We start from the raw sequence: 22,933 nt of genomic DNA on the forward strand, positions 1-22,933 counted from the left end.
CGCCCGGCGGGCGCCGGGGGCCGTCAGAGCGAGGCGGTGACGTGCCGGGCCGCGGCCACCGCCTCGCTCTCGACGGCCGCGGCGGTCTTGGCGGCCGAGCCGTACCGCACGGTGATGCGCAGGGCGCCGCGGCGCACCAGGACCGTGGTCTCGGGCAGCATGCCGCGGTCCGTCACCACGCACGCCTCGTCCCCGAGCCCCGGCGGGCGTCCCACCGCGCCGAGGCCGTTCAGCGACCCGCAGCCGCGGAGGTGGTCGTCCCGGGCCATGCCCGCCGTCCACGCCTTTTTGATTTTGATTTCCAGGTGGGCGTGGCGCGGCGGCCGGGCCCTCATTTCACACTCCGCGCCCGTGTGGCCGGTACGGTTCCACACCTCGCCGCCGGGGACGAGCGCCGTGAGCGACGCGTCCCGGCAGGGGACGCGCAGCGTGCGGGGCTCGCCCAGCGGCAGCAGCCCGGTGATCTGCCCGATCAGCACCGTCAGGGTGCCGACGATGCAGCCGCCGAACAGCCCGTAGACGGCCAGTCCGATCGGGTTGGCGGACAGTTCCCGCAGGGACCCGCTGCTCACCGGCCCGCCTCCAGCACCCCGGCCGCCAGCCGCCCCACCGCCTCGCGGTTCGCGGCGGCGCGCGCCACCGCGAGGACCTGCACCACCAGGTCGCCGCGTTGCGCCATCACCCGGTAGGCCGGGGAGACATCGTCGTAGTAGGTGCCCGCGCACGCCGCCGCCTGCCGGCCGATCCCGGTGACGGGTTGCAGCCGGCAGATGGAATCGCTGTCGCGGGACAGCTCCGCGGTGAACTCGTCGGCCGCCCTGTCCTCGCCCCAGCGCACCACGATCTTCTCCCCCTTCCCGCCGTCGACGTCCTCCTTGTCGTCGCCGTACCGCGTCAGCCGCAGCGTCAGGAGGGCTTCGCTGGGGTTGTCCTCCCCCTTCGGCGCCAGGCCGCACTCCTTGCTCAGCGACCACGCCTCGCCCGGCTCGCCGTCCCCGGACACCGACACCACGACCGCGCCGGGCAGCACCTCGCCCAGCGTCTCGGCGGGCACCAGGTTGCAGGGCGTGCGCACGCCGCGGACGGGGTCGTCCCCTTCGCTGGAGTTGCTGTTCATCTGCCAGGCGACGCCGCCGCCGAAGGCCAGGCCGACCACGGCGGCGGCCGCCACCGCGGCAGCCTGGGCATACCGGTCCATGAACGGATGATTATGGACCGGTTCCGGTGCGCTGTCAGCGCAGAGTGCCGTCGGCGCTACCGCGCGGCGCGGGCGGCAGGGCGATCAGGCCCGTCTCGGCGTGGTGCGCCAGCAGCCGGTGCCGGGGGACGACGCGCGCGCTGTAGCCGAACGCGCCGCTGCGCCGCAGCGGCACCTCGCCGCCGTAGTGCTGCCGGTCGTTCTCGGCAGGCCCGACCGTGGTGAGCTGCAGATACTCCGGGTCGATCAGCGCGTCGGACTCGTCGACGCGGCCGTAGGCGACCTCGACCGCCACGTCGGACGGGTCCAGCCCGGCCAGGTGCACCACGACCCGCACGGCCAGTCGGCCGCCCAGGCGCGGGCCGTCCTCCCCGCCGGACTCCACGTGCTCGACGGCCACACCCGGCCACGCCTTGGCGACCCGCTGCTTCCAGGCCGCCAGCTCGCGGGCGCCGGCGTACCCGTCGGCGCTCATCGCCCGCGACGCGGCCGCCGCCGGGGTGTACAGGTCGGTGACGTAGTCGCGCACCATGCGCGAGGCGGGCACCTTGGGGCCGAGCGCGGCGATGGTGTGCTTGACCATCTCCAGCCAGCGGCGCGGCAGGCCCGCGGAGTCGCGGTCGTAGAACAGCACCGCGACCTGGTCCTCGATCAGCCCGTACAGCGCGGCGGCCTCCAGGTCGTCGCGGCGGTCGGGTTCGGCCAGGCCGTCGGCGGACGGGATCGCCCAGCCGTTGCGGCCGTCGTACCACTCGTCCCACCAGCCGTCGCGGACGGACAGGTTGAGGGCGCCGTTCAGCGCCGCCTTCATGCCGGACGTGCCGCACGCCTCCAGCGGTCGCAGCGGGTTGTTCATCCACACGTCGCAGCCCTGCACGAGGAACCGCGCGAGCGCCATGTCGTAGTCGGGCAGGAACACGATGCGGTGCCGCACGTCCTCCTGGTCGGCGAAGCGCACGATCTCCTGGATGAGCCGCTTGCCGCCCTCGTCGGCGGGGTGCGCCTTGCCCGCGATGACGATCTGCACGGGCCGTTCGGGGTGCAGCAGGATCGCGCGCAGGCGGTCGGGGTCGCGCAGCATCAGCGTGAGCCGCTTGTAGGACGGGACGCGGCGGGCGAACCCGATCGTCAGCACGTCCGGGTCGAGCGCGGTGTCGGTCCACGCCACTTCGGCCTCGCCGGCGCCGCGCTGCCGCCACGCCTCGCGCAGCCTGCGGCGGGCCTCGACGACGAGCCGTTCGCGCAGGTCGCGGCGCACCCGCCACAGGTCGGTGTCGGGCAGGTCGTGCGCCCGCTCCCAGCCCTGCCCGGACTCAACCGCCGACGGCGCCTCGCGCTCGACCAGATCCAGCATCTCGCGGGCCATCCAAGTGCCCGTGTGCACGCCGTTGGTGATCGACCCGATCGGGACGTCGGCGGTGTCGAAGCCGCCCCACAGGCCGCCGAACATCTCGCGGCTGACCCGGCCGTGCAGCTCGCTGACGCCGTTGACGCGCTGGGCCAGCCGCATGCCCATGACCGCCATGTTGAACACGGCGGGGTCGCCACCGGGGTAGGTCTCGGCGCCCAGGTCCAGCACGCGTTCCAGCGGGACGTCGCGGCTTGCGGCCGCGCCGCCGAAGTGGCGTTCGATCAACTCGTGCGGGAACCGGTCGATGCCCGCGGGGACCGGGGTGTGGGTGGTGAACACCGTCCCGGCGCGCACCGCCTCCAGGGCCTCGTCGAACGACAGGCCCTCCTGCGACACCAGTTCGCGGATGCGTTCCAGTCCCAGGAACCCGGCGTGCCCCTCGTTGGTGTGGAACACCTCGGGGTCGGGGTGGCCGGTGATGCGGCAGTACGCGCGGATGGCGCGGACACCGCCGATGCCCAGCAGCATCTCCTGCAGCAGCCGATGGTCGCCGCCGCCTCCGTACAGGCGGTCGGTGATGCCGCGGCCGGCCCGGTCGTTGCCCTCGACGTCGGAGTCGAGCAGCAGCTGCGGCACCCGGCCCACGCGCGCCAGCCAGACCTGCGCGTACAGGCGGCGCCCCTGCGGCAGGCCGATCGCGACCCGCACCGGGGCACCGTCGGCGTCGCGCAGCAGGGTCAGCGGCAGCCCGTCGGGGTCGATCGACGGGTAGCGCTCCAGCTGGCGGCCGTCGCGCGACAGCGACTGGGCGAAGTAGCCGCGCCGGTACAGCAGCCCGACGGCGATGATCGGCACGCCGAGGTCGCCGGCGGCCTTGAGGTGGTCGCCCGCCAGGATGCCGAGGCCGCCGGAGTACTGCGGCAGCGCGGCGGTGATCCCGTACTCGGGCGAGAAGTAGGCGATCGCCTCGGCGGGCCGGCCGCGGCCTGGCTCCCGGGCCCGCGCGGCCTCGGTCAGGGACTGGTACCAGCGGGGGGCGGCCAGGTATTCGCGCAGGTCCTCGGCGGCGTCCTCCAGGCGCCGCAGGAAGCGCCGGTCGGCGGCCAGGCGCTCCAGCCGGTCCGGGGACACCTCGCCCAGCAGGCGGACCGGGTCGCCCCCGACCGCCTCCCACAGCGCGGGATCCACCGAACGGAACAGGTCCCTGGTCTCGTGGTGCCACGACCAGCGCAGGTTGAGGACCAGCCCTTCCAGCGGCCGCAGCGGCTCCGGCAGAACGGTGCGCACGGTGAATCGTCGAATTGCCCTCACGAAACGCCACGTTAGGCGCCGTACGCGGCTTCTGGCGAGCCCGCGGCGGGGGCAATACCGTCCGGTTTCGGGGCCGCCGAAGGGTGCCGGCGGGGGCGGCGGCGGAGCGCCGAAACCCGTGCGCGACGGCGCTCCCGCGGCCGCCGCCCTCCGGCGGGCGCCGTCCGGCACTTGCGCAGATCGAGACACCTTTAGCGAAAAGGTTGCTGCCGCGTTGCCCGGACGTTTCCGGGGACGGGCGCGGGCCGGGCCGCGCCGTGGGCCAGGCGATCACAGTCGTCCCGCGATCAATTTCGCGGCGTTTCTCGTAAAACGCAGGAATTCCCCGAAAACTCCATGTCGATATGGGGTGGTATGGGGCGGACGGCGGGCATGGACGTTTTGGAAATGGCGAGCGGGTAGGGGTGGCGCATGCGACGTCCCGCAGAACCAGGCCCCGGACGGGCACGGGCCGGGCCGTCCGCCGACCGGGAGGCGCCGCGCATCGGCCGCATTCCGATCCTGGACGTCGAACCGCTAATGGGCTGCGGCCGGTGGCCCGCCAAGGCGGTGGTGGGCGAGTCGTTCCAGGTGACCGCGACCGTCTTCCGCGAGGGGCACGAGATGCTCGGCGCCGAGGTGGTGCTGCGCGACCCGCACGGCCGGGTGCAGCCGCCGGTGCGCATGGCCGAACTGGCCCCCGGCACCGACCGGATGTGCGCCGAGGTCGCCCCCACCGAGCCGGGGCACTGGCACTTCCGCATCGAGGCGTGGGGCGCCCCCGTCGCGCACTGGCGGCACGACGCGGAGATCAAGGTGCCGCGCGGCCAGGACGTGGAGCTGATGCTCACCGAGGGGTCGCTGCTGTTCGGACGGGCCGCCGAGGGGCTGCCGGGCAAGGACCGCCCCACGTTCCTGCGGCTGGCCCGGCTGCTGGCCGACCGCGCCGTTTCGCCGACGCGGCGGCTTGAGGCGGTCGCCGACCCCGACGTGCTGGACCTGATCGGCCGCTACCCGCTGCGCGACCTGCTCACCACCACCGAGTGGTATCCGCTGGCGGTGCACCGCGAGCGGGCGCTCACCGGGGCGTGGTACGAGTTCTTCCCCCGGTCGGAGGGCGCGTCCTTCGACCCGATGGGGCGGCGCGGGCCGATGTCGGGAACGTTCCGCACCGCCATGAAGCGGCTGCCCGCCATCGCCGACATGGGGTTCGACGTGGTGTACCTGCCGCCCGTCCACCCGATCGGCACGACGTTCCGCAAGGGGTCCAACAACACCCTGGAGACCGGGCCGTACGACCCGGGCTCGCCGTGGGCGATCGGCTCCCCCGACGGCGGGCACGACGCGATCCACCCCGACCTCGGCACGATCGAGGACTTCGACGCGTTCGTGCGGTATGCCGGCGACCTGGGCCTCGAGGTGGCGCTGGACCTGGCCTTGCAGTGCTCGCCCGACCATCCGTGGGTGCGCGAGCATCCCGAGTGGTTCACCACCCGCGCCGACGGCACGATCGCCTATGCCGAGAACCCGCCCAAGAAGTACCAGGACATCTATCCCCTCAACTTCGACAACGACCCGGAGGGCATCTACCGGGAGGTGCTGAGGGTCGTGCGGCACTGGATGGACCACGGCGTGCGGATCTTCCGGGTGGACAACCCGCACACCAAGCCTGCGCCGTTCTGGGAGCGGCTGCTGGCCGAGATCGACCGCACCGACCCCGACGTGCTGTTCCTGGCCGAGGCGTTCACCCGCCCGGCCATGATGCACACCCTGGCGAAGATCGGGTTCCACCAGTCGTACACCTACTTCACCTGGAAGAACTCCGATTGGGAGCTGGAGGAGTACTTCCGGGAGCTGAGCGGGGACGCGGCGGCGTACATGCGGCCGAACGTGTTCGTCAACACCCCCGACATCCTCAACGAGTACCTGGTGCACGGCGGGCGGCCCGCGTTCGAGATCCGGGCGGTGCTGGCGGCGCTGCTGTCGCCGACGTGGGGCATGTACTCCGGTTACGAGCTGATCGAGAACGTGCCGGTGCGGCCCGGCAGCGAGGAGTACCGCGACTCGGAGAAGTACCAGTACCGGCCGCGCGACTGGGAGGCGGCCGAGCGCGAGCGCCGCAGCATCGCCCCGCTGATCACCCGGCTGAACGCGTTCCGGCGCGCCCATCCGGCCCTGCACCGGCTGCGCAACCTGCGCTTCCACCACGTGGACCAGCCCGAGCTGCTCTGCTTCTCCAAGCGGATGACCGCGGCGGTGCCGTCGGCGCAGGTGCACCACGAGGCCGGGGAGTCGCTGGTCGCGCTCGACGACACCGTGCTGGCCGTGGTGAACCTCAACCCGCACATGGTCCGCGAGGCGACCGTCTACCTCGACATGGCCGCGCTGGGCCTGGCCCCCGACGCGGAGTTCGCGGTCGACGACGAACTGTCGGGCGAGTCCTACACCTGGCGGCAGGCCAACTACGTGCGCCTCGAACCCCATATCCAGCCGGCCCACATCTTCACGCTCCGGAGAGACGACAGTTGACCGACCGAGATACGCCCCCGACTTCGCGAGAAGGGCACCGCCACCCCGCGCGCACTCCTCACCCTCCCGCTGCGCCGCCTCCCGACGCCAGCCTCCCCGACGCGACGTCCACCGACACCGCCCCCGCTGACACCGCACCCGCTGACACAGTGCTCCCCGACACCACGCCCACCGACACCACGCCCACCGACACCACGCCCACCGACACCACGCCCACCGACACCACGCCCACCGACACGGCGCGCGCTGACACGGCGCCTGCTGACAGCGCACCCGCCGACACGGCGCCCGCTGATACCGCACCCGCCGCCGCAGCAACCGCCGACACGACACCCGCTAACAGGCCAACCACCACCACAGCGCCTGCCGACACGGCACCCGCTGAAACCGCACCCACCACCACAGCACCCGCCAACACGACACCCGCTGACAGCGCACCCACCACCGCGACGTCCGTCGATACCGCACCCACCGACATGGCGTCTGCTGCCACCGCGTCCGCTGACGCCGGACGCGCCGGTCCCGCCGGGCAGGACGCCGCCCCGGGCGCCTTGCCGCGCGGCGAACCCCCGCGCGACCTGCCGTCCGAGGCCGTGCCGAGCCCGATGGAGCCGGTGCCCGACGCGTTCGACCCGCAGGTGGCCCGCGACCCGCACTGGTACAAGACGGCGGTGTTCTACGAGATGCTGGTGCGCGGTTTCAACGACTCCAACAACGACGGCACCGGCGACCTGCGGGGGCTGATCGACACGTTGGACTACCTGCAGTGGCTGGGCATCGACTGCCTGTGGCTGCTGCCGATCTACCAGTCGCCGCTGCGCGACGGCGGCTACGACATCAGCGAGTACACCCTGATCCTGCCCGAGTTCGGCGAGCTGGGGGACTTCGTGGAGCTGGTCCAACAGGCCCACGCCCGCGGCATCCGCGTCATCGCCGACCTGGTGATGAACCACACCAGCGACCAGCACCCGTGGTTCCAGTCGTCACGCGCCGACCCCGACGGTCCCTACGGCGACTTCTACGTCTGGTCCGACACCGACGACCGATACCCCGACGCCCGCATCATCTTCGTCGACACCGAGGCGTCCAACTGGACCTATGACACCGTCCGCGGCCAGTACTACTGGCACCGCTTCTTCTCCCACCAGCCCGACCTCAACTACGACAACCCGGCCGTCCAAGAGGCGATGCTGGAGGTGCTGCGGTTCTGGCTCGACCTCGGCATCGACGGCTTCCGCCTGGACGCGGTGCCGTACCTGTACGAGCGCGAGGGCACCAACTGCGAGAACCTCCCCGAGACCCACGCCTACCTCAAACGCGTCCGCGCCGAGGTGGACCGCCTGTACCCCGACCGGGTCCTGCTCGCCGAGGCCAACCAGTGGCCCGCCGACGTCGTGGAGTACTTCGGCGACCCGGCCGCCGGCGGCGACGAGTGCCATATGGCGTTCCACTTCCCGGTCATGCCGCGCATCTTCATGGCGGTCCGCCGCGAGCAGCGCTACCCCGTCTCCGAGATCATGGCGCAGACACCGAAGATCCCCGAGAACTGCCAGTGGGGGATCTTCCTGCGCAACCACGACGAGCTGACCCTGGAGATGGTCACCGACGAAGAGCGCGACTACATGTACACCGAGTACGCCAAAGACCCCCGCATGAAGGCCAACATCGGCATCCGCCGCCGCCTGGCGCCGCTGCTCGACAACGACCGCAACCAGCTGGAGCTGTTCACCGCCCTGCTGCTGTCGCTGCCGGGCTCGCCCGTCCTCTACTACGGCGACGAGATCGGCATGGGCGACAACATCTGGCTCGGTGACCGCGACGCCGTCCGCACCCCCATGCAGTGGACACCCGACCGCAACGCCGGGTTCTCCCGCTGCGACCCCGCCCGCCTGTACCTGCCGGTCATCATGGACCCGATCTACGGGTTCCAGGCGGTCAACGTCGAGGCGCAGCAGAACAACCCCGGGTCGCTGCTGCACTGGACGCGGAAGATGATCGAGATACGGCAGCGGCATCCGGTGTTCGGCATCGGTTCCTATGTAGAGCTGTCGGCGTCGAACCCCAGCGTGCTGGCGTTCGTCCGGGAGATCGGCGAGGGCGTGTCCGCGCACTGGGCCGCCAGACCCGACGAGCACGGCGTGCGGCGTGCGGGCGTCGACCGGGTGCTGTGCGTCAACAACCTGTCGCGCTTCCCCCAGCCCGTCGAGCTGGACCTGCGCCGCTTCCGCGGCGCCACGCCCATCGAGTGCATGGGCGGCGTGCGGTTCCCGGCCATCGGCGAGCTGCCGTACCTGCTGACCCTCCCCGGGCACGGCTTCTACTGGTTCCTGCTGCCGGAGCCCGAGCCCGCCGAGGCGGAGGTGATGTGACGATGCGACCGCCCGACGACGTGCTGGCCGACCTGCTGGAGGACTGGCTGCCGCGGCAGCGCTGGTTCGCCGGCAAGGACCGCGCCATCGGCGAGGTCTCCATCGGCACCGCCACCGAGCTGCACCCGGGGCCGGCGGCGCGGGCCCCGGACGGCCCCGAGCTGCACCACGTGATCGCCGCGGTGCGGCAGGACGGCGGCTGGGACCACTACCAGCTGCTGCTCGGCGTCCGCCACGAGATGCCCGAACGGCTGCGCTTCGGGGAGATCGGCGGCTTCACCGCCGGGCCCCCGGACGGCGGCGCCGGGCCCCCGGACGGCGGCGCCGGGCATCCGCACGGCGGCGCGGAGCACCCGGTGGCCGCGCACGTCTACGACGCCGTGTACGACGCGGAACTGACCCGGGTGCTGCTGGAGGGCATGGCCGCCGAGGCGTCGGTCGGGCCGCTGCGGTTCCGCCGCGCTCCCGGCATCGAGATCGAGACGGAGCTGGACAGCGTGCCCGGCTCGGCGGAGCAGAGCAACTCCTCGCTGATCTTCGGTGACGTCTACATCTGCAAGCTGTTCCGGCGGCTGTCGCCGGGCGTCAACCCCGATCTTGAGGTCAACCTGGGGCTGTCGCGGGTGGGCTGCGCGCACGTGCCCGGAGTGTGCGGGTGGATCGACCTCGACCCGTCGGCGGCGTCCGCGGTGGCCTCGGGGCCGGCCGCGCCGGAGCCGAGCACGCCGGCCGAGCCGACCACGCTGGCGATGATGTCGCAGTACCTGCCCAGCGGAACCGACGGCTGGGACATGGCGATCACCAGCGTGCGCGACTGGTTCGCCTACGCGCCCACCGTCTGCGACCCGCGGGCGCCCACCCCCGAGGACGCGGGCGCCGCAGGCGGCGACTTCGCCGCCGAGGCCGAGCGGCTGGGCGCCGCCACCGCGACCGTGCACCGCGACCTGGCCGCCGCGTTCGGTGTCACCCGGATGCCCGCCGAATACGCGCGGGAGATGGCCGCGGGCATGCACCGGCAGCTGAACGAGGTGTCCCGGTCCGTGCCCGCGCTGGCCGAGCACGAGACCGCGATCCGGGAGGCGTTCGACGAGCTGGCGCACCTGCGCACGCCGCCGGTGTTCCAGCGCGTCCACGGCGACTACCACCTCGGCCAGGTGATGCGCACCGACACCGGCTGGATCGTGCTGGACTTCGAGGGCGAGCCGGCGCGCACGCCCGGCGAGCGGCGCGCCGTCGCCCACCCGCTGCGCGACGTGGCGGGGATGCTGCGGTCCTTCGAGTACGCGGCGCGGTTCCTGATCGCCGACCAGAGTCTGCCGACCGACGCCGCGCTCAGCCTGGAGACGCGGGCGCATGCGTGGGCGGCGCGCAACCGGAACGCCTTCTGCCGAGGTTACGCCGCCGCGGGCGGCCTCGACCCGGCGGAGCACGCGGTGCTGGTGCGGGCGTTCGAGTTCGACAAGGCGGTGTACGAGATCCGGTACGAGGCGCGCAACCGCCCGTCGTGGCTGCCGGTGCCGCTGCGCGCGCTGGCGCACCTGGCCGGGTAACGGCGTGTCACAGGTCGATGGCGTAGTCGAGGACGACCCGGTCGGCCGGGATGACGATGTCGCGGCACACCTCCATGATCTGCGGCCCCGACAGCATCCGCCGGGTGATCGCCACCACCGGGACCCCGGCGGCCATGTGCAGCGTCTCGCTCTCCTCCGGCGTGGGCATGCGGGCGCGCACCGCCTCCTCCACCCGCGTCGGCGGGTGCCCGAGGTAGCTGAGCTGGGCCAGGGTGCCGCCGGGCCAGGGCTCGCGGTCGGGGTCGGCGACGGGGGTGCCGCCCACCAGGTCCCACGGCAGGTAGTTCACCGAGATCTGCTGCGGCTCCTCGCGGGCGTAGAACACGAACCGGCGGCGCAGCAGCTCGGTGCCGACGGGCAGCTCGAACAGCCCGGCCAGGTCGGCGTCGGCGTGGGTGCGGGCGAAGACCCGGTCGAGGCGGTACTCGTCCCAGCCGATGCGCTGGTCGTGGGTGAAGGCCGTCTTGGGCGGCGGGGGCGCGGCGGAGGACGCCTCGCCCGCCGCGACGGCCTGGGGCCGGGTGATCGCGCGGTAGCGGTCCATGGCGACCCGGCGCACCCGGGGCCGGGCCCGCACGACGGTGCCGCCGCCCCGCCGGGTCTCGACCAGCCCCTCGCCGCGCAGCACCGCGATCGCATGGCGGATCACGATCTCCGAGACGCCGTGCGCCGCGCGCAGCTGCGCCATCGTCGGCAGCCTGGCGCCCGGTGGGTAGCCGCCGTCCCGGATCCGTTCGCGCAGGGTGTCGGCTATCCGGAGGTAGGCCGGACGGTCCGGCACCGGAAATCACCTCTTCTCATCCGAGCCCGCCGCAGCGTCCAAGCCCGCACCCGAGCGGCGGCGCGCCGGTGTCCCGGCCGGTCCGCGGTCCCGGCCGTCCGCCTGCTCCCCGCTATCCGCGGGGAGACGGTCCGCTTACGCACAGCTTGACACCTCTTCGACGGAGTAAGACTTTTGTATACAGAACTGCATCCTCGGGGAAGGGACGACCTTGATGGGCGACTTCGATGACCTGAAAGCGGCCATCGAGGCGGAGTTCCCCGGATGGTTGGTGTGGCGCAGCGACGCGGGACGCTGGTACGCCACGCGCAGCGGCGATCTCACCGACGCGCAGCTGCAGGCGGGATACGCGATGACGGTGGCGGCCGACGACGCGGCCGGGCTGCGCGAACTGCTGCGCGACCAGGCGCGCCGGGACGCCGGGGAGTCCTGAGCGGAACCCGCGGCGGCGACAGGTAAGTCTGTCGCCGCGGTTATGGAGGCGACGAAGACTCGGCCCGCGGCGGCGATGTGCCCCGCCGCGGGCCGGACGGACGTGACCGCACGGTCGGCCCAGTCACATCGGCGCGACCCCCAACGAGAATGCTGTGCCGCCGTGCGGTCACACGCCCCGCCTCGCCTGGCGTCGGCGCGCCCGCGCCGGCCTCGGCGATCACCGGCGGACCGGAACCCGCGGGTGAAAGAGGCCGCCTCGGGGGCAGTGCTAGGGGGAGGACGACGGCTCCGGCACGGAGGAGGCCATGAGGCCATGGCAGGGGTGACGCGTGCGGAGATCGACAAGCTCGTCGGCGGTGACCACCACGATCCGCACGGTGTCCTCGGCGCGCATCCCGGGCCCGGCGGCGTGACCGTCCGGGCGCTGCGCCCCCTGGCCGAACGCGTGGAGGTGGTCCTGCCCGGCGGCGGCCGGTACGGGATGCGCCACTTCCACGAGGGCGTCTTCACCGCCACGCTGCCGCCGGAGGCGGCGCAGGAGGTCCCCGACTACCGGCTGGCCGTCACCTACGCCGACGGCATCGAGCTGATCCAGGACGACCCGTACCGGCATCCGCCCACGCTCGACGAGCTCGACCTGCATTTGATCGGCGAGGGGCGGCACGAGGAGCTGTGGCGGGCGCTGGGCGCGCGGACCCGCTGCCGCTCGTCGGCGTTCGGCCCGGTGACCGGGACGGCGTTCGCGGTGTGGGCGCCCAACGCCCGGGGCGTGCGCGTCGTCGGCGACTTCAACCACTGGGACGGGCGTGCGCACCCCATGCGCTCGCTGGGGGCGTCCGGGGTGTGGGAGCTGTTCGTCCCGGGCGTGGGCGACGGCGCCGTCTACAAGTACGAGATCCTCGGCCCCGACGGGCGGTGGCGCACCAAGGCCGACCCCATGGCGCGGGCCACCGAACACCCCCCGGCGACCGGGTCACGCGTGTTCACCTCCGCCTACGAGTGGACCGACGGCGAGTGGATGGGCCGCCGCAAGGACCGGTCCTGGGTGAACGAGCCGATGAGCGTGTACGAGGTGCACCTGGGGTCGTGGCGGCCGGGACTGGGCTACAGCGAACTGGCCGAGGAGCTCACCGCGTACGTGACGGGCATGGGCTTCACCCATGTGGAGTTCCTGCCGGTCGCCGAGCACCCCTACGGCCCGTCCTGGGGATACCAGGTCACGTCCTACTACGCCCCGAGCGCACGCTTCGGCGACCCCGACGAGTTCCGCTTCCTGGTGGACAGCCTGCACCGGGCGGGCATCGGCGTCATCGTCGACTGGGTGCCCGCCCACTTCCCCCGGGACGAATGGGCGCTGGCGCGTTTCGACGGCACCGCCTTGTACGAGCACGCGGACCCCTGGCGCGGCGAGCACCCCGACTGGGGCACCCTGGTGTTCGACTACGGCCGTGCCGAGGTGCGCAATTTCCTGGTGGCCAACGCCTGCTACTGGCTGGAGGAGTTCCACGTCGACGGGCTGCGCGTGGACGCGGTGGCGTCCATGCTGTACCTGGACTACTCGCGGGGCGCGGGCGAGTGGACGCCCAACGTCTACGGCGGCCGGGAGAACCTGGAGGCCATCTCCTTCCTGCAGGAGATGAACGCCACCGTCTACAAGCGCAACCCCGGCGCCGTGACGATCGCCGAGGAGTCCACCGCCTGGCCGGGCGTCACCCGCCCCACCCACCAGGGCGGGCTCGGGTTCGGGTTCAAGTGGAACATGGGCTGGATGCACGACACGCTGGAGTACCTCCGGCGCGACCCGGTGTTCCGGCGGCACCACCACAGCGAGATCACCTTCTCGCTGGTGTACGCGTTCTCGGAGAACTACGTGCTGCCGCTGTCGCACGACGAGGTGGTGCACGGCAAGGGCTCGCTGCTGGGCAAGATGCCCGGCGACGACTGGCAGAGGTTCGCCGGGCTGCGCGTGCTGCTGGCCTACATGTGGACGCACCCGGGCAAGCAGCTGCTGTTCATGGGCGGCGAGTTCGGGCAGGGCACCGAGTGGGCCGAGTCGCGGGCACTGGACTGGTGGCTGCTGGACAACGCCGCCGAGGGCGCCGAGCACTTGGGCGTGCAGCGGCTCGTCCGCGACCTCAACCGCGCCTACCGCAACCTGCCCGCGCTGTGGACGCTGGACAACGACCCCGGCGGGTTCCGCTGGATCAACGCCGACGACGCCGCGGGGAACTGCCTGTCGTACCTGCGCTACGCGGTGCCGCCCGACGAGGATGCGGCCCCCGGGCAGGCGCCCGAGCGGGAGGCCGCGCCGTCCGCCGGGAGCGGCGGGCGGCCGCCCGTCGCCTGCGTGGTGAACTTCGCCAGCATCCCGCACGAGAACTACCGGCTGGGCCTGCCGTGCGCGGGCGGCTGGCGCGAGGTCGTCAACACCGACGCCTACGAGTACGGCGGCGGCGGCGTGGGCAACTTGGGCCGCGTCGAAGCCTCCGCCGGACCCTGGCACGGCTGGCCCGCATCCGCCGTCCTGCGCGTCCCGCCCCTGGGCGCCCTCCTGCTCGCCCCCGAGTGAAATACCAGGTGCACCGCCCTGTGATCTTCGTTCACCGGCTAACGTGACCTTTATGAAGAAGCTCGTGCACGTCCCTTACACCGTGGAGCAGGACGAGGACGGCGGCTGGGCCGCGCATGCTCTGCTGATGCCGGGCGTGGGCGCGCACGGCGAAGGCGACACCCCCGACGAGGCGGTAGCCGATCTCCACGAGGCCCTCATCGGCCTCATCGAGGAGTTCGGCGTCCCCAACGAGCTGACCCTCACCTTGGACGTCGCCTGATGCCGGACATTCCCGCCCTGCGGGACGACCAAGTCGTCCGCGCATTGGAGAAGGCCGGCTTCAAGGTCGTACGGACAAGGGGAAGCCACCACATCATGCGCAATTCGGAACGACGCGGGACCACCGTTCCCGTGCATCCAGGCCGTGACATCAAGAAGGCCACGGTTCGTGGAATTCTGCGCGATGTGGGGATGACGGTCGAGGAATTCCTCACTCTTCTCTAACCTCACCGGCGGTGCGGCGGGAGGCGGGACAGCAGCCAGCGGGGGCCGGTGACGCAGGCGCCTGCAGCGGTGCAGCGGGCGCGCAGTTCGCGGTCGGCGGTGACGACGAGGTAGGTGGCGTCGGGCTCGGCGGCGGTGACCAGCTCGACGATGCGGTCGTCACCGCTGCCGGGCGCGGCCACGACGCTCACCGCGTCGCAGGGCTGCTCGGCGACACCGCGGGCGGCGCCCTCCACCACCAGCACCACCTCGGGGAAGACCCGCTCGTAGGGCAGCACCCCGTCGGGCAGCCCGGTGATCCCGTCGCGCAGCACCGCAAGGTCGTCGCGCAGCCGGGCGTTGGCGCCCGCGCGGTCCCGCCACCAGCCGTCGGCGCGCGCGCCGACCACGTTCGCCGCGTCCACCACCAGTACCAGCCGGGTGAGCATCGTGCTCAGCAGCGGCCAGGTACGGGCGAACGGCTTGAACAGCCGCCTGCCCGCAACCTCCTCGACCGGCACCCAGGCGGCCCTGCGGGTCTCCAGCGACGCGGGACGCACCTCCACAGGGTCGTCCACCGAGGCGATGACGGACGCGAAGTCCCAGCCGCCGTGGTCGTCGGTGCGCACGCCGTGGACGCGGACGGCCCGGGTGTCCAGCGTGCACTCCTCGGCGGTCTCGCGCAGCGCGGCGGCCACCGGGTCCTCGCCGCTGTGCCGTCCGCCGCCGAACATCCCCCACGTCCCGGCGCCATGGCACCACCAGGCCCGCTGCTGCAGCAGCACCCGCAGCAGCCCGTCGCCCGGGTCGCGGTGGAAGAGCAGCAACCCGGCGGCGCCGAACCGCCCCCAGTGCAGGTGCCCGAGGCTGCAGCGCGCCCACCCGTCGCCGTCTCCCATGAGGCGACGATATCCGCATCCGCCCGTTCGATGATCGTCCGACCGTGGCCGGTGCGCCGGGGCTTGCGCATAGGCTGGGGCCATGGTGGATCCCGGCACAGTCGTCACCCTCCTCAAGCAGGCGCGCGAACGGCGCGCCGCCCCGCTGGTCCTGGAACTCGACCTCACCGACGGCCTGGTGGAGACCCCGCCCGCCGACCCGCTGACGGCGATCATGTCGATGCGCCGCAACCACCTACGCGACGTGCTGGACGGATTGCGCCGCGCCCGCGGCGACGAGCGGGTCCGCGCCCTGGTGGTCAAGGTGGCCGGCACCGTCCCGGTGGCGATGGCGCAGGAGGTCCGCGACGCGGTGCGGGCGCTGCGCGAGGCCGGCAAGCTCACCGTCGCGTGGGCCGAGACGTTCGGGGAGGGCGGCCACGGCTCGGTGCCGTACTACCTGGCGACCGCGTTCGAGCGGATCTACCTGCAGCCGTCCGGCGAGGTCGGGCTGACCGGCGTGGCGATGGAGGAGCCGTTTTTGGCCGGGGCCTTGGAGAAGGCGGGCATCCAGCCGCGGTTCGCCAAGCGGCACGAGTACAAGACCATGGCGAACATGTTCATGGAGCAGGGCTACACGCCCGAGCACCGTGAATCGTCCCAGCGCCTGGTCGAGTCGCTCGGCGAGCAACTGGTGGCCGGGATCGCCGCCGCCCGCGGCCTGCCGGAGGACAAGGTCCGCGACCTGATCGACCGGGGTCCGCTGCTGGCCGACGAGGCCCTGGAGGCGGGCCTGGTCGACCGGCTCGGCTACCGCGACCAGGTGTACGCCGACCTGCGCACCGAGGTCGGCGCGCAGGCGCAGCTGCGGTACGTGTCGCGCTACAACCGCACGCAGGGCCTGGCCAAGCGGCTGCCGCAGCCGGGCCGCCAGGACGTCGTCGCGCTGATCAACGGGCAGGGGCCGATCCGGCTCGGCCGCAGCGGACGCGGCGGGCCGCTGCCCACCCAGGGCCCGGCCATGGGCTCGGACACGATCGGCGCCGCGTTCCGCGCCGCGGTCAAGGACGAGCGGGTCAAGGCGATCGTGTTCCGCGTCAACAGCCCCGGCGGGTCGGCGGTGGCGTCCGACGCGATCTGGCGCGAGGTGGTGCTGGCGCGCAAGGCGGGCAAGCCGGTGATCGTGTCGATGGGCAGCGTGGCCGCGTCCGGCGGCTACTACGTCGCCATGGCCGCCGACGCGATCGTGGCGCAGCCCGGCACCATCACCGGGTCGATCGGCGTGGTCGTCGGCAAGGCCGTGGTGAACGGGCTGCTGGACCGGCTGGGCATCGGCATGGGCAGCGTCGCCGACGGCGACCACGCCCGCATGTTCAGCGCCACCAAGGACTTCAGCGACTCCGAATGGGAGCGCATCAACGCCTCCCTGGACCGCATCTACGAGGACTTCACCGCCAAGGCCGCCGAGGGCCGCGGCCTGTCCCGCGAGCGCGTGCACGAACTGGCCCGCGGCCGGGTGTGGACGGGCGCCGACGCCAAGGAGAACGGACTGGTCGACGAGCTCGGCGGCCTCGACCACGCCCTGGACCTGGCCCGTAAGAAGGCCGGGCTGCCCGAGGACGCCCCCGTCCGCTCCTACCCGCACGTGTCCCCGCTGGAGCGGCTGCGCCCGGCCGAGTCCAGCGAGGACCGCACGGCCGCCGCGGCCCGCCTGGACGGCTGGGGCTCGCTGTCCGGCGTCGCCACCCGCCTGGGCCTGCCCGCGGCCGGCCCGCTCACCCTTCCCGGCGTGTGGGAGTTCCGCTGAGCCGGGAGATGAACGTCAGCGTCGCCGATTTCACCGAGGCCGTCGCGGGGTTCGCCACCGGCGTGGTGGTGCTGACCGTCCGCGACGGCCGCGACGACCTGGGCGCGACGGTCACGTCGTTCATGTCGGTGTCGCTGGAGCCGCCGATGGTGCTGGCCGGGGTCACGGCCACGTCCTACCTGTGCGAGGTCCTGCGGCGCCGGGACCGCTGGGCCGCGACCGTGCTGAGCGCGGGGCAGCGCGCCCTCGCGGGCCGTTTCGCCGCCGCGGGCCGGCCCAGCGCCCGCCTCCTGCTGGCGGGCGAGCCGCACCACCGGGGGTCCCGCTCGGAGGCCCTCATCGCCGACGACGGCGTGGCCGCCCTCGAATGCGAGACGCGGCAGCGCATCGAGGCGGGCGACCACGTCCTGTTCGTCGCCGAGGTGCTGTCGGCCGACTACATCGCCCGCCGCCGCGACCCGCTGATCCGCGTGCACCGCCGCTACCTGGGCGGGTCCTGACGGCTATGCCGGGACGCGGCGTCCCGCCTTCCACACGGCGGCGACCTGCGGAACCCCGGGGCGGTAGGCGAGGTGGACGTGGGATGGGGCGTCCAGCACGAGCACGTCGGCGCGCGCGCCGGGGGCCAGGCGGCCCACGTCGTCGCGGCGCAGCGCCCGCGCTCCGCCCGCGGTGGCCGCCCACACCGCCTCGGCCGGGGTCATGCGCAGGTCGCGGACGGCGAGCGCGATGCAGAACGGCATGCTGGAGGTGTAGCAGGACCCGGGGTTGCAGTCGGTGGCCAGCGCCACGGTGGCGCCCGCGTCGATCAGCCGCCGCGCGTCCGGGTAGGGCTGGCGGGTGGAGAAGTCGACGCCGGGCAGCAGCGTCGCGACCGTCGCGGCCGAGGCGAGGGCGTCGACGTCGGCGTCGGTGAGATGGGTGCAGTGGTCGGCGGAGGCGGCGCCGAGCTCCACGGCGAGCCGCACCCCCGGGCCGGGGCCGAGCTGGTTGGCGTGGATCCTCGGGGTCAGGCCCGCGCGCACGCCCGCGGTGAGGATCTCCCGGGACTGGTCGGCGTCGAATGCGCCGTCCTCGCAGAACACGTCGATCCAGCGGGCGTGCGGGGCGCACGCGGCGAGCATCTCGGTCGCCACCAGCCGCACGTAGCCTGCGGGGTCGCCGGCGTACTCGGGCGGGACGACGTGGGCGCCCAGGAACGTCACCTCGTCGGCGGTCTCGGCGGCGATGCGCAGGGCCCGTTCCTCCTGCTCCACCGTCAGCCCGTAGCCCGACTTGCACTCGACGGTGGTGGTGCCCTGCCGCGCCATCTCGCCGACGAGCCTGCGCAGGTTGGCCCGCAGGTCTTCGTCGGACGCGGCGCGGGTGCGGGCCACGGTGGTGCGGATGCCGCCCGCGGTGTAGGGGCGGCCGCTCATCCGCGCGGCGAACTCTTCGGCCCGCTCCCCGGCGAACACCAGGTGCGCGTGGGAGTCCACGAAGCCGGGCAGGGCGGCGCGTCCGGCCGCGTCGTACCGTTCGTCCGCGGCGGGCGCCCGCTGCGCGGGGCCGACCCAGGCGATGGCGTCGCCGTCGATCACGACCGCCGCGTCCCTGAGCAGGCCCAGCGCGCCGTCGCCGAGGCCGGGGTCGTTGGTCACCAGCTCGCCGATGTTCGTGATGACGATGCTCACCCGGCCAGCATCGCACCCGCCGCCCGTGGGGCCGGGGCCCGTCCCCGGCGATCCGTCTGACATGCGAGACGGACCGCCGGAGGGCGCTCACTCGTACTCGGTGCCGCCCCTGCGGGTCAGGTACGCGGGCGAGACGAACTTGCCGATCGCGCGGCCGCCCACCACCGGGCTGTAGCGGCCGGTGGCGGTGCGCACCACCACGCCCTCGCGCAGGTGCGCGCCCGTGCCCGACACGGTCTCCTCGCCGGTGGCCAGCTCCATCAGCGCGTCGGCGTCGTACGGCCCCGCGTACAACTCGGGCACGCGCGGCAGGCCCAGCCCGTCGAGGAGTTCGGCCTGCTCGGCGGGGTCCAGCCAGCGCACGTGGCCGTCGGCGCCGGAGACCGCGATGTCGAACACCGCGTAGCCGGGACGCTCGCCCTTGGCGTCGGCTCCGTACGCCAGGTCCTGCACGCCTTTGCCGTACACCTCGCCGAACACGCCGACCCGTTCGACGCCCAGCCGCTCGGCGATGCGCGCGGCGGCCTCGGGAACGCCGTACGCCTCCACCGCCCGCCAGTACAGGTTGGACGCGTCCCGCTTGATCGCCAGCCGTTTGGCGCCGAACCCCTTGGAGGAGACGTACGCCTCGCCGCCGGCCAGCGTGAACGCGCACGCCGTGCCGTGGATCTTCTCCGTGGCCACCACCGGCTCCCCGGCCTCGAACAGCTGCGGGTACCGCTTGATGTCCTCGATCTCGATCCACGGGATGAGGTCGGACGCGGGCTCGACCTCCCCGGCCAGGTGCACCGGGACCGGGGGCACGTACTTGGTGACGCCCAGCTCGGGTGCGAAGTCGCGACCCTGCGCGTGCGCCTCGGCCAGGTCGACGCCGTCCACCGCCCTCGGCACGCACACGATGCCCTGCGACAGCTCGCCGCGCAGCCGGACCGCCTTGACCCGGTTCTTCTTGGAACCGGCCAGCCTGCCGGTGAGGCCGAGCTCCTCGATCAGCTCGTCCGGCAGCACCGCCCCCTCGGGGATGTAGAGCGCCCAGTCCCCGGTCTGGTAGCGGCCCTTGGCGACGACAGCCCGATAGAGACCGACCTGCGCCAGCTCCAGCGCGTCGGCGTTGCCGTGCGGGTGTATGGTCAGCTGTTCGGCGGTGACCCGCAGCGTGGACATCACGGCCCTTTCTCGTACCGTCATGATCTACGCGAACGAGTGTCCGGACCCGGCGTGACCGCGGCAACGCGTTTTTCTCATGCGAACCTCCGCAGCCAGGCGATCTGCCCCGCGAGATCCTCCGGAGTGCCGGCTTCGAGCAGCCGCCCGCCCTCCAGCGCCCACCATCTGCGCGTCGCCAGCCCGTACCAGACGCACGCCCCCGGAAACCGCTCTTCGAGAGCCCGCGCCGCCGGAGTGTGCAGCCGCTCGGCATCGACACCGAACACCCGGAACCCGCTCACCGCCCCGACTCCCGCCGCATGGCCCGGTCGATCAACTCCGCGGTGTCATCGATATCGAGGGCCGGTGGCACCGGCGCCCCGTCTCCCCACCGAAACCACACGCCGTCCCAGACGACCGCCCACTCCCCGCCACCCGCGTCGACCGCCACCAGCACATCCCGCCGCACATGGACGCGGCGCCCGCGTTCGGCGAGCGCCCGCCCGAGCCGCCGCACCATGACGACGGCGTCGGTCCGCGTGATCAGGCTCAGCGCCGCCCGCAGCTCCTCCGCCGACCCGGCCCCCACCTCGGAGACGACGAAGTCGACGCCTTGCACCCCGGCGGGCCGCCTCCGCGCCACCCACCGCCCACCCGCACCCTCAACCCACCACCCGGGGAACTCGGCCGCCAGCCTCGATGTGACCCTGAGACCACAGTTGATCACTCTGCGTGAGTTTGTCATGGCGGGACGTTAGGACGCCCCGCAGCGCAGGGCGGACAGGAAGTTGTCCCCTACCTCTCCCGCCGCGCGGACGCACACCGCGCCCTGAATTGACACTGTTCGCGGAGAAAACCCCGGCCAGGGGCGTTAGACGAGGAGGCCGATGCGGTCGGCCAGGTCGTGGGCGTCTTGGCGGAGGCTGGGTGGGCCTTCTTGGGCCAGCTCGGTGACCATTCGGCGGGCGTAGCCGTTGTAGCGGATCGTTTCGGGTGCGGCGGCGTACGCGTTGTCGAGCGCGTGCAGTGCCGCCTCCTCGTCGCCGGCGAGGCGCCATGCGCGTGCCACCTCGATGAGATGGCGGCCCTTGCGGGGGTGCGACGGGATGGCGGCGGCGGCCGTCCGGGCCGCCTGCCTGCGCGCCTCGCCGCCCTGCCGCCCTTCGACCGCCACCGTGACCGCGTGCGGACCCATGATCACCCTGCTGAACGACGTCATCGGCTCGTAGAAGTCCGGCGGCAGGGACTCAGCGATCTGCTGCGCCTTCTCCCACCACCGCCACGCCGTTCCCCGCTGTCCGGCGCAGGCCGCCGTGTAGGCGACCTCGTGGTGGAGGGCGCCCCACAGCGCCCGCAGCTCGTCATCGGCGTCGTCGGCACAGCCTCTGAGCAGGTCGAGCCCCTCGCGGTTGACGGCCTCGGCCGCGTCGAAGTCGCCCGCGTCCCGGTGGGCTTGTGCGGCCAGCCACACGGCCCCGGCGAACGCGCGCGCGTCCCCGGACTCTTCGGCCGCCATGATCGAACGCTCGACCACGCGCCACAGCAGGTCGGGCGACGGCTGGTAGGCGAGGAAGAACTGGGCGAGGTTGTAGACGCGCGCCAGCAGCGACAGCGCGTGCCGCCGCTGCGCTCCCTCGTAGGCGCGCACGGCGTTCTTGGCGTCCTTGATCAGGTCGGGCAGCAGCGCACCGAGGACGGTGCGGTGGTCGGGAGCCGCATGACGCGCCCGCCACGCCGCGCTCAGCCGCGCCTCCAGGTGGTCCAGCGGGCTGGGCGGATCGGTCATGGACACCGACACCGAGTTGATGGCGTCCCGGACGACGGGCAGCGCCGGATGCCCGGGGCCGCGGAACATGCTGGTGGGCAGCGGCCGCCCGCCCGTGAGTTGCGCGATGTCGCGCAGTCGCAGGGCTTCGGCGAGGCTGAGCACGGTCGGCAGCTTGAGTTCCCTGATCTCCCCGCGCTCCACCGCCTTCACCCAGCGGGCGCTCTTGCCGACCAGCCCGCCGAGAATCTCGCGGCTCATGCCGCGCCGCCGCCGGAAGTACTGGACCCGCTGCCCCACCGACAGCTCCGGGTCGGCCGGATCGATGTCACGCATGAGCCCGCACCTTTCGAAGACCCGCCGCCTTCAGGCTACGAGCCGCCCCGCCCGCGCGTCAGGCCCTCACCACGCGGAATCTACATGCGCCCAGAGGCCGCAGGATGAAACCTCGTTAGAATGATGCAGGCTGGGGCGAGCCCCCTTGCCTATCGGAGGACATCATGAGCGTCGTGCTTGTACCGATCACGGTAGAGCAGGACGAGGACGGCGTCTGGAATGCCCGGGCGGTTCTCGGCCCCAAAAACTTCGTCTACGGCTACGGCGATACACCGGAAGAAGCCAGGGCCGACGTGCAGGCGGGAATCCAGGACGTGTTCGATCACGAGGGTGTGCCGGCAGATCTCGGTCACGTCCAGCGGAGTGGTGTATGAGTCGGCCTCCGCGTGATCCTGTTTCTGCAGGTTAAGCAGTGATCGCCTGCTGGTCGGTCCCGTCCCCGCAAGGACCGCCGTCAATCACCCGCAGTCTGGCTTTGGCGAGGAACTCCAGGCCCATGTAGCGGCGGCCCTCGGTCCACTCGTCGGTCTGCTCCATCAGCACGGCGCCGACGAGGCGGAGGACCGCGGTGCGGTCGGGGAAGATCCCGACCACGTCGGTGCGCCGCCGGATCTCCTTGTTGAGGCGTTCCTGCGGGTTGTTCGACCAGATCTGCCGCCAGATCTGGCGAGGGAAGCCGGTGAAGGCCAACAGGTCGTCACGGGCCTCGTCCAGATGCTGCGCGGCCTCGGGGTGCTTGGCCTCCAACGAATCCACCACGCGGGCGTGCT

The 22,933-nt window shown here is 72.7% G+C and carries 22 protein-coding genes; 10 read left to right on the top strand and 12 right to left on the bottom strand.

Annotated features, from left to right (window positions below):
- Positions 1-23: 23 nt before the first annotated feature.
- The 3 genes from QSK22_RS26420 to glgP are packed head-to-tail and all read right to left on the bottom strand — an operon-like array spanning position 24 to position 3,860.
- Entirely contained in the window at positions 24-572 is a 549-nt protein-coding gene (locus QSK22_RS26420; protein WP_285497080.1) for a hypothetical protein, read from the bottom strand.
- Positions 569-1,198, bottom strand: coding sequence for a hypothetical protein (locus QSK22_RS26425; RefSeq protein WP_285497081.1), 630 nt, complete (start codon positions 1,196-1,198; stop codon positions 569-571). The genes QSK22_RS26420 and QSK22_RS26425 overlap by 4 nt, the downstream gene beginning before the upstream one ends.
- Positions 1,199-1,232: 34 nt before the next feature.
- Positions 1,233-3,860, bottom strand: a complete 2,628-nt coding sequence (glgP, locus tag QSK22_RS26430) for an alpha-glucan family phosphorylase (protein ID WP_285497082.1) — start codon at positions 3,858-3,860, stop codon at positions 1,233-1,235.
- Positions 3,861-4,379: 519 nt separating this feature from the next.
- On the opposite strand from glgP, the gene QSK22_RS26435 reads away from it, so the two are divergent.
- Positions 4,380-6,368, top strand: a complete 1,989-nt coding sequence (locus QSK22_RS26435; protein ID WP_502872369.1) for an alpha-1,4-glucan--maltose-1-phosphate maltosyltransferase — start codon at positions 4,380-4,382, stop codon at positions 6,366-6,368.
- Positions 6,369-6,426: 58 nt separating this feature from the next.
- On the opposite strand, the gene QSK22_RS26440 is transcribed toward QSK22_RS26435, so the two are convergent.
- Positions 6,427-6,621, bottom strand: a complete 195-nt coding sequence (locus QSK22_RS26440) for a hypothetical protein (RefSeq protein ID WP_285497084.1) — start codon at positions 6,619-6,621, stop codon at positions 6,427-6,429.
- Between the two features lie 352 nt (positions 6,622-6,973).
- Here QSK22_RS26440 and treS point away from each other — a divergent pair, with 352 nt between their 5' ends.
- Both treS and QSK22_RS26450 read left to right on the top strand, forming a co-directional pair.
- Positions 6,974-8,737 (top strand): maltose alpha-D-glucosyltransferase, encoded by a 1,764-nt coding sequence (gene treS, locus QSK22_RS26445; protein WP_285497107.1) that lies wholly within the window; start codon positions 6,974-6,976, stop codon positions 8,735-8,737.
- A gap of 2 nt (positions 8,738-8,739) precedes the next feature.
- The gene (locus QSK22_RS26450; protein ID WP_285497085.1) at positions 8,740-10,287 is read left to right on the top strand and encodes a maltokinase N-terminal cap-like domain-containing protein; all 1,548 of its coding nucleotides are present in this window, start codon (positions 8,740-8,742) and stop codon (positions 10,285-10,287) included.
- A 7-nt stretch (positions 10,288-10,294) separates the two neighbouring features.
- Here the strand turns inward: QSK22_RS26450 and QSK22_RS26455 are convergent, their stop codons facing one another.
- Positions 10,295-11,089 (bottom strand): GntR family transcriptional regulator, encoded by a 795-nt coding sequence (locus QSK22_RS26455; protein WP_285497086.1) that lies wholly within the window; start codon positions 11,087-11,089, stop codon positions 10,295-10,297.
- 214 nt (positions 11,090-11,303) lie between these two features.
- On the opposite strand from QSK22_RS26455, the gene QSK22_RS26460 reads away from it, so the two are divergent.
- The 4 genes from QSK22_RS26460 to QSK22_RS26475 all read left to right on the top strand — a co-directional run bounded on the left by QSK22_RS26460 (position 11,304) and on the right by QSK22_RS26475 (position 14,579).
- On the top strand, positions 11,304-11,522 hold the full coding sequence (locus tag QSK22_RS26460) for a hypothetical protein (RefSeq protein ID WP_285497087.1): 219 nt from the start codon (positions 11,304-11,306) through the stop codon (positions 11,520-11,522).
- Between the two features lie 315 nt (positions 11,523-11,837).
- Complete coding sequence (gene glgB, locus QSK22_RS26465; protein WP_285497088.1) at positions 11,838-14,093, top strand: 1,4-alpha-glucan branching protein GlgB; 2,256 nt, start codon at positions 11,838-11,840, stop codon at positions 14,091-14,093.
- Positions 14,094-14,145: 52 nt separating this feature from the next.
- A complete protein-coding gene (locus QSK22_RS26470) occupies positions 14,146-14,355 on the top strand; it encodes a type II toxin-antitoxin system HicB family antitoxin (protein WP_285497089.1) in 210 nt (69 codons plus the stop codon).
- Positions 14,355-14,579 carry a type II toxin-antitoxin system HicA family toxin gene (locus tag QSK22_RS26475; protein WP_285497090.1) on the top strand — a complete coding sequence of 75 codons (225 nt, stop codon included), beginning with the start codon at positions 14,355-14,357 and terminating at the stop codon, positions 14,577-14,579. The genes QSK22_RS26470 and QSK22_RS26475 overlap by 1 nt, the downstream gene beginning before the upstream one ends.
- Before the next feature lie 2 nt (positions 14,580-14,581).
- On the opposite strand, the gene QSK22_RS26480 is transcribed toward QSK22_RS26475, so the two are convergent.
- Positions 14,582-15,457 (bottom strand): NUDIX hydrolase, encoded by an 876-nt coding sequence (locus QSK22_RS26480; protein WP_285497091.1) that lies wholly within the window; start codon positions 15,455-15,457, stop codon positions 14,582-14,584.
- An 82-nt stretch (positions 15,458-15,539) separates the two neighbouring features.
- Between QSK22_RS26480 and sppA the strand changes: the two genes are divergently transcribed.
- The gene (sppA, locus tag QSK22_RS26485) at positions 15,540-17,243 is read left to right on the top strand and encodes a signal peptide peptidase SppA (protein ID WP_285497092.1); all 1,704 of its coding nucleotides are present in this window, start codon (positions 15,540-15,542) and stop codon (positions 17,241-17,243) included.
- Positions 17,244-17,251: 8 nt separating this feature from the next.
- On the top strand, positions 17,252-17,743 hold the full coding sequence (locus tag QSK22_RS26490; protein ID WP_285497108.1) for a flavin reductase family protein: 492 nt from the start codon (positions 17,252-17,254) through the stop codon (positions 17,741-17,743).
- A gap of 3 nt (positions 17,744-17,746) precedes the next feature.
- Here QSK22_RS26490 and hutI read toward each other — a convergent pair whose 3' ends face one another.
- The 5 genes from hutI to QSK22_RS26515 all read right to left on the bottom strand — a co-directional run bounded on the left by hutI (position 17,747) and on the right by QSK22_RS26515 (position 22,163).
- Positions 17,747-18,916 (bottom strand): imidazolonepropionase, encoded by a 1,170-nt coding sequence (hutI, locus tag QSK22_RS26495; RefSeq protein WP_285497093.1) that lies wholly within the window; start codon positions 18,914-18,916, stop codon positions 17,747-17,749.
- An 87-nt stretch (positions 18,917-19,003) separates the two neighbouring features.
- Positions 19,004-20,080: an RNA ligase (ATP) gene (locus tag QSK22_RS26500; RefSeq protein ID WP_285497094.1), complete on the bottom strand. Its 1,077-nt coding sequence runs from the start codon at positions 20,078-20,080 to the stop codon at positions 19,004-19,006.
- A gap of 77 nt (positions 20,081-20,157) precedes the next feature.
- Positions 20,158-20,364, bottom strand: a complete 207-nt coding sequence (locus QSK22_RS26505) for a hypothetical protein (RefSeq protein ID WP_285497095.1) — start codon at positions 20,362-20,364, stop codon at positions 20,158-20,160.
- Positions 20,361-20,681, bottom strand: coding sequence for a hypothetical protein (locus QSK22_RS26510; RefSeq protein WP_285497097.1), 321 nt, complete (start codon positions 20,679-20,681; stop codon positions 20,361-20,363). The genes QSK22_RS26505 and QSK22_RS26510 overlap by 4 nt, the downstream gene beginning before the upstream one ends.
- Positions 20,682-20,933: 252 nt before the next feature.
- On the bottom strand, positions 20,934-22,163 hold the full coding sequence (locus QSK22_RS26515; protein WP_285497098.1) for a helix-turn-helix domain-containing protein: 1,230 nt from the start codon (positions 22,161-22,163) through the stop codon (positions 20,934-20,936).
- Positions 22,164-22,327: 164 nt separating this feature from the next.
- Between QSK22_RS26515 and QSK22_RS26520 the strand changes: the two genes are divergently transcribed.
- Entirely contained in the window at positions 22,328-22,537 is a 210-nt protein-coding gene (locus QSK22_RS26520; protein WP_285497099.1) for a hypothetical protein, read from the top strand.
- A 31-nt stretch (positions 22,538-22,568) separates the two neighbouring features.
- Here the strand turns inward: QSK22_RS26520 and QSK22_RS26525 are convergent.
- A partial coding sequence (locus QSK22_RS26525; RefSeq protein WP_285497100.1) for a transposase occupies positions 22,569-22,933 on the bottom strand: 365 nt, incomplete at its 5' end.

Origin of the sequence: Actinomadura sp. NBRC 104425 (assembly GCF_030269545.1) — a bacterium.
GTDB classification, from domain to species: Bacteria; Actinomycetota; Actinomycetes; order Streptosporangiales; family Streptosporangiaceae; genus Spirillospora; species Spirillospora keratinilytica.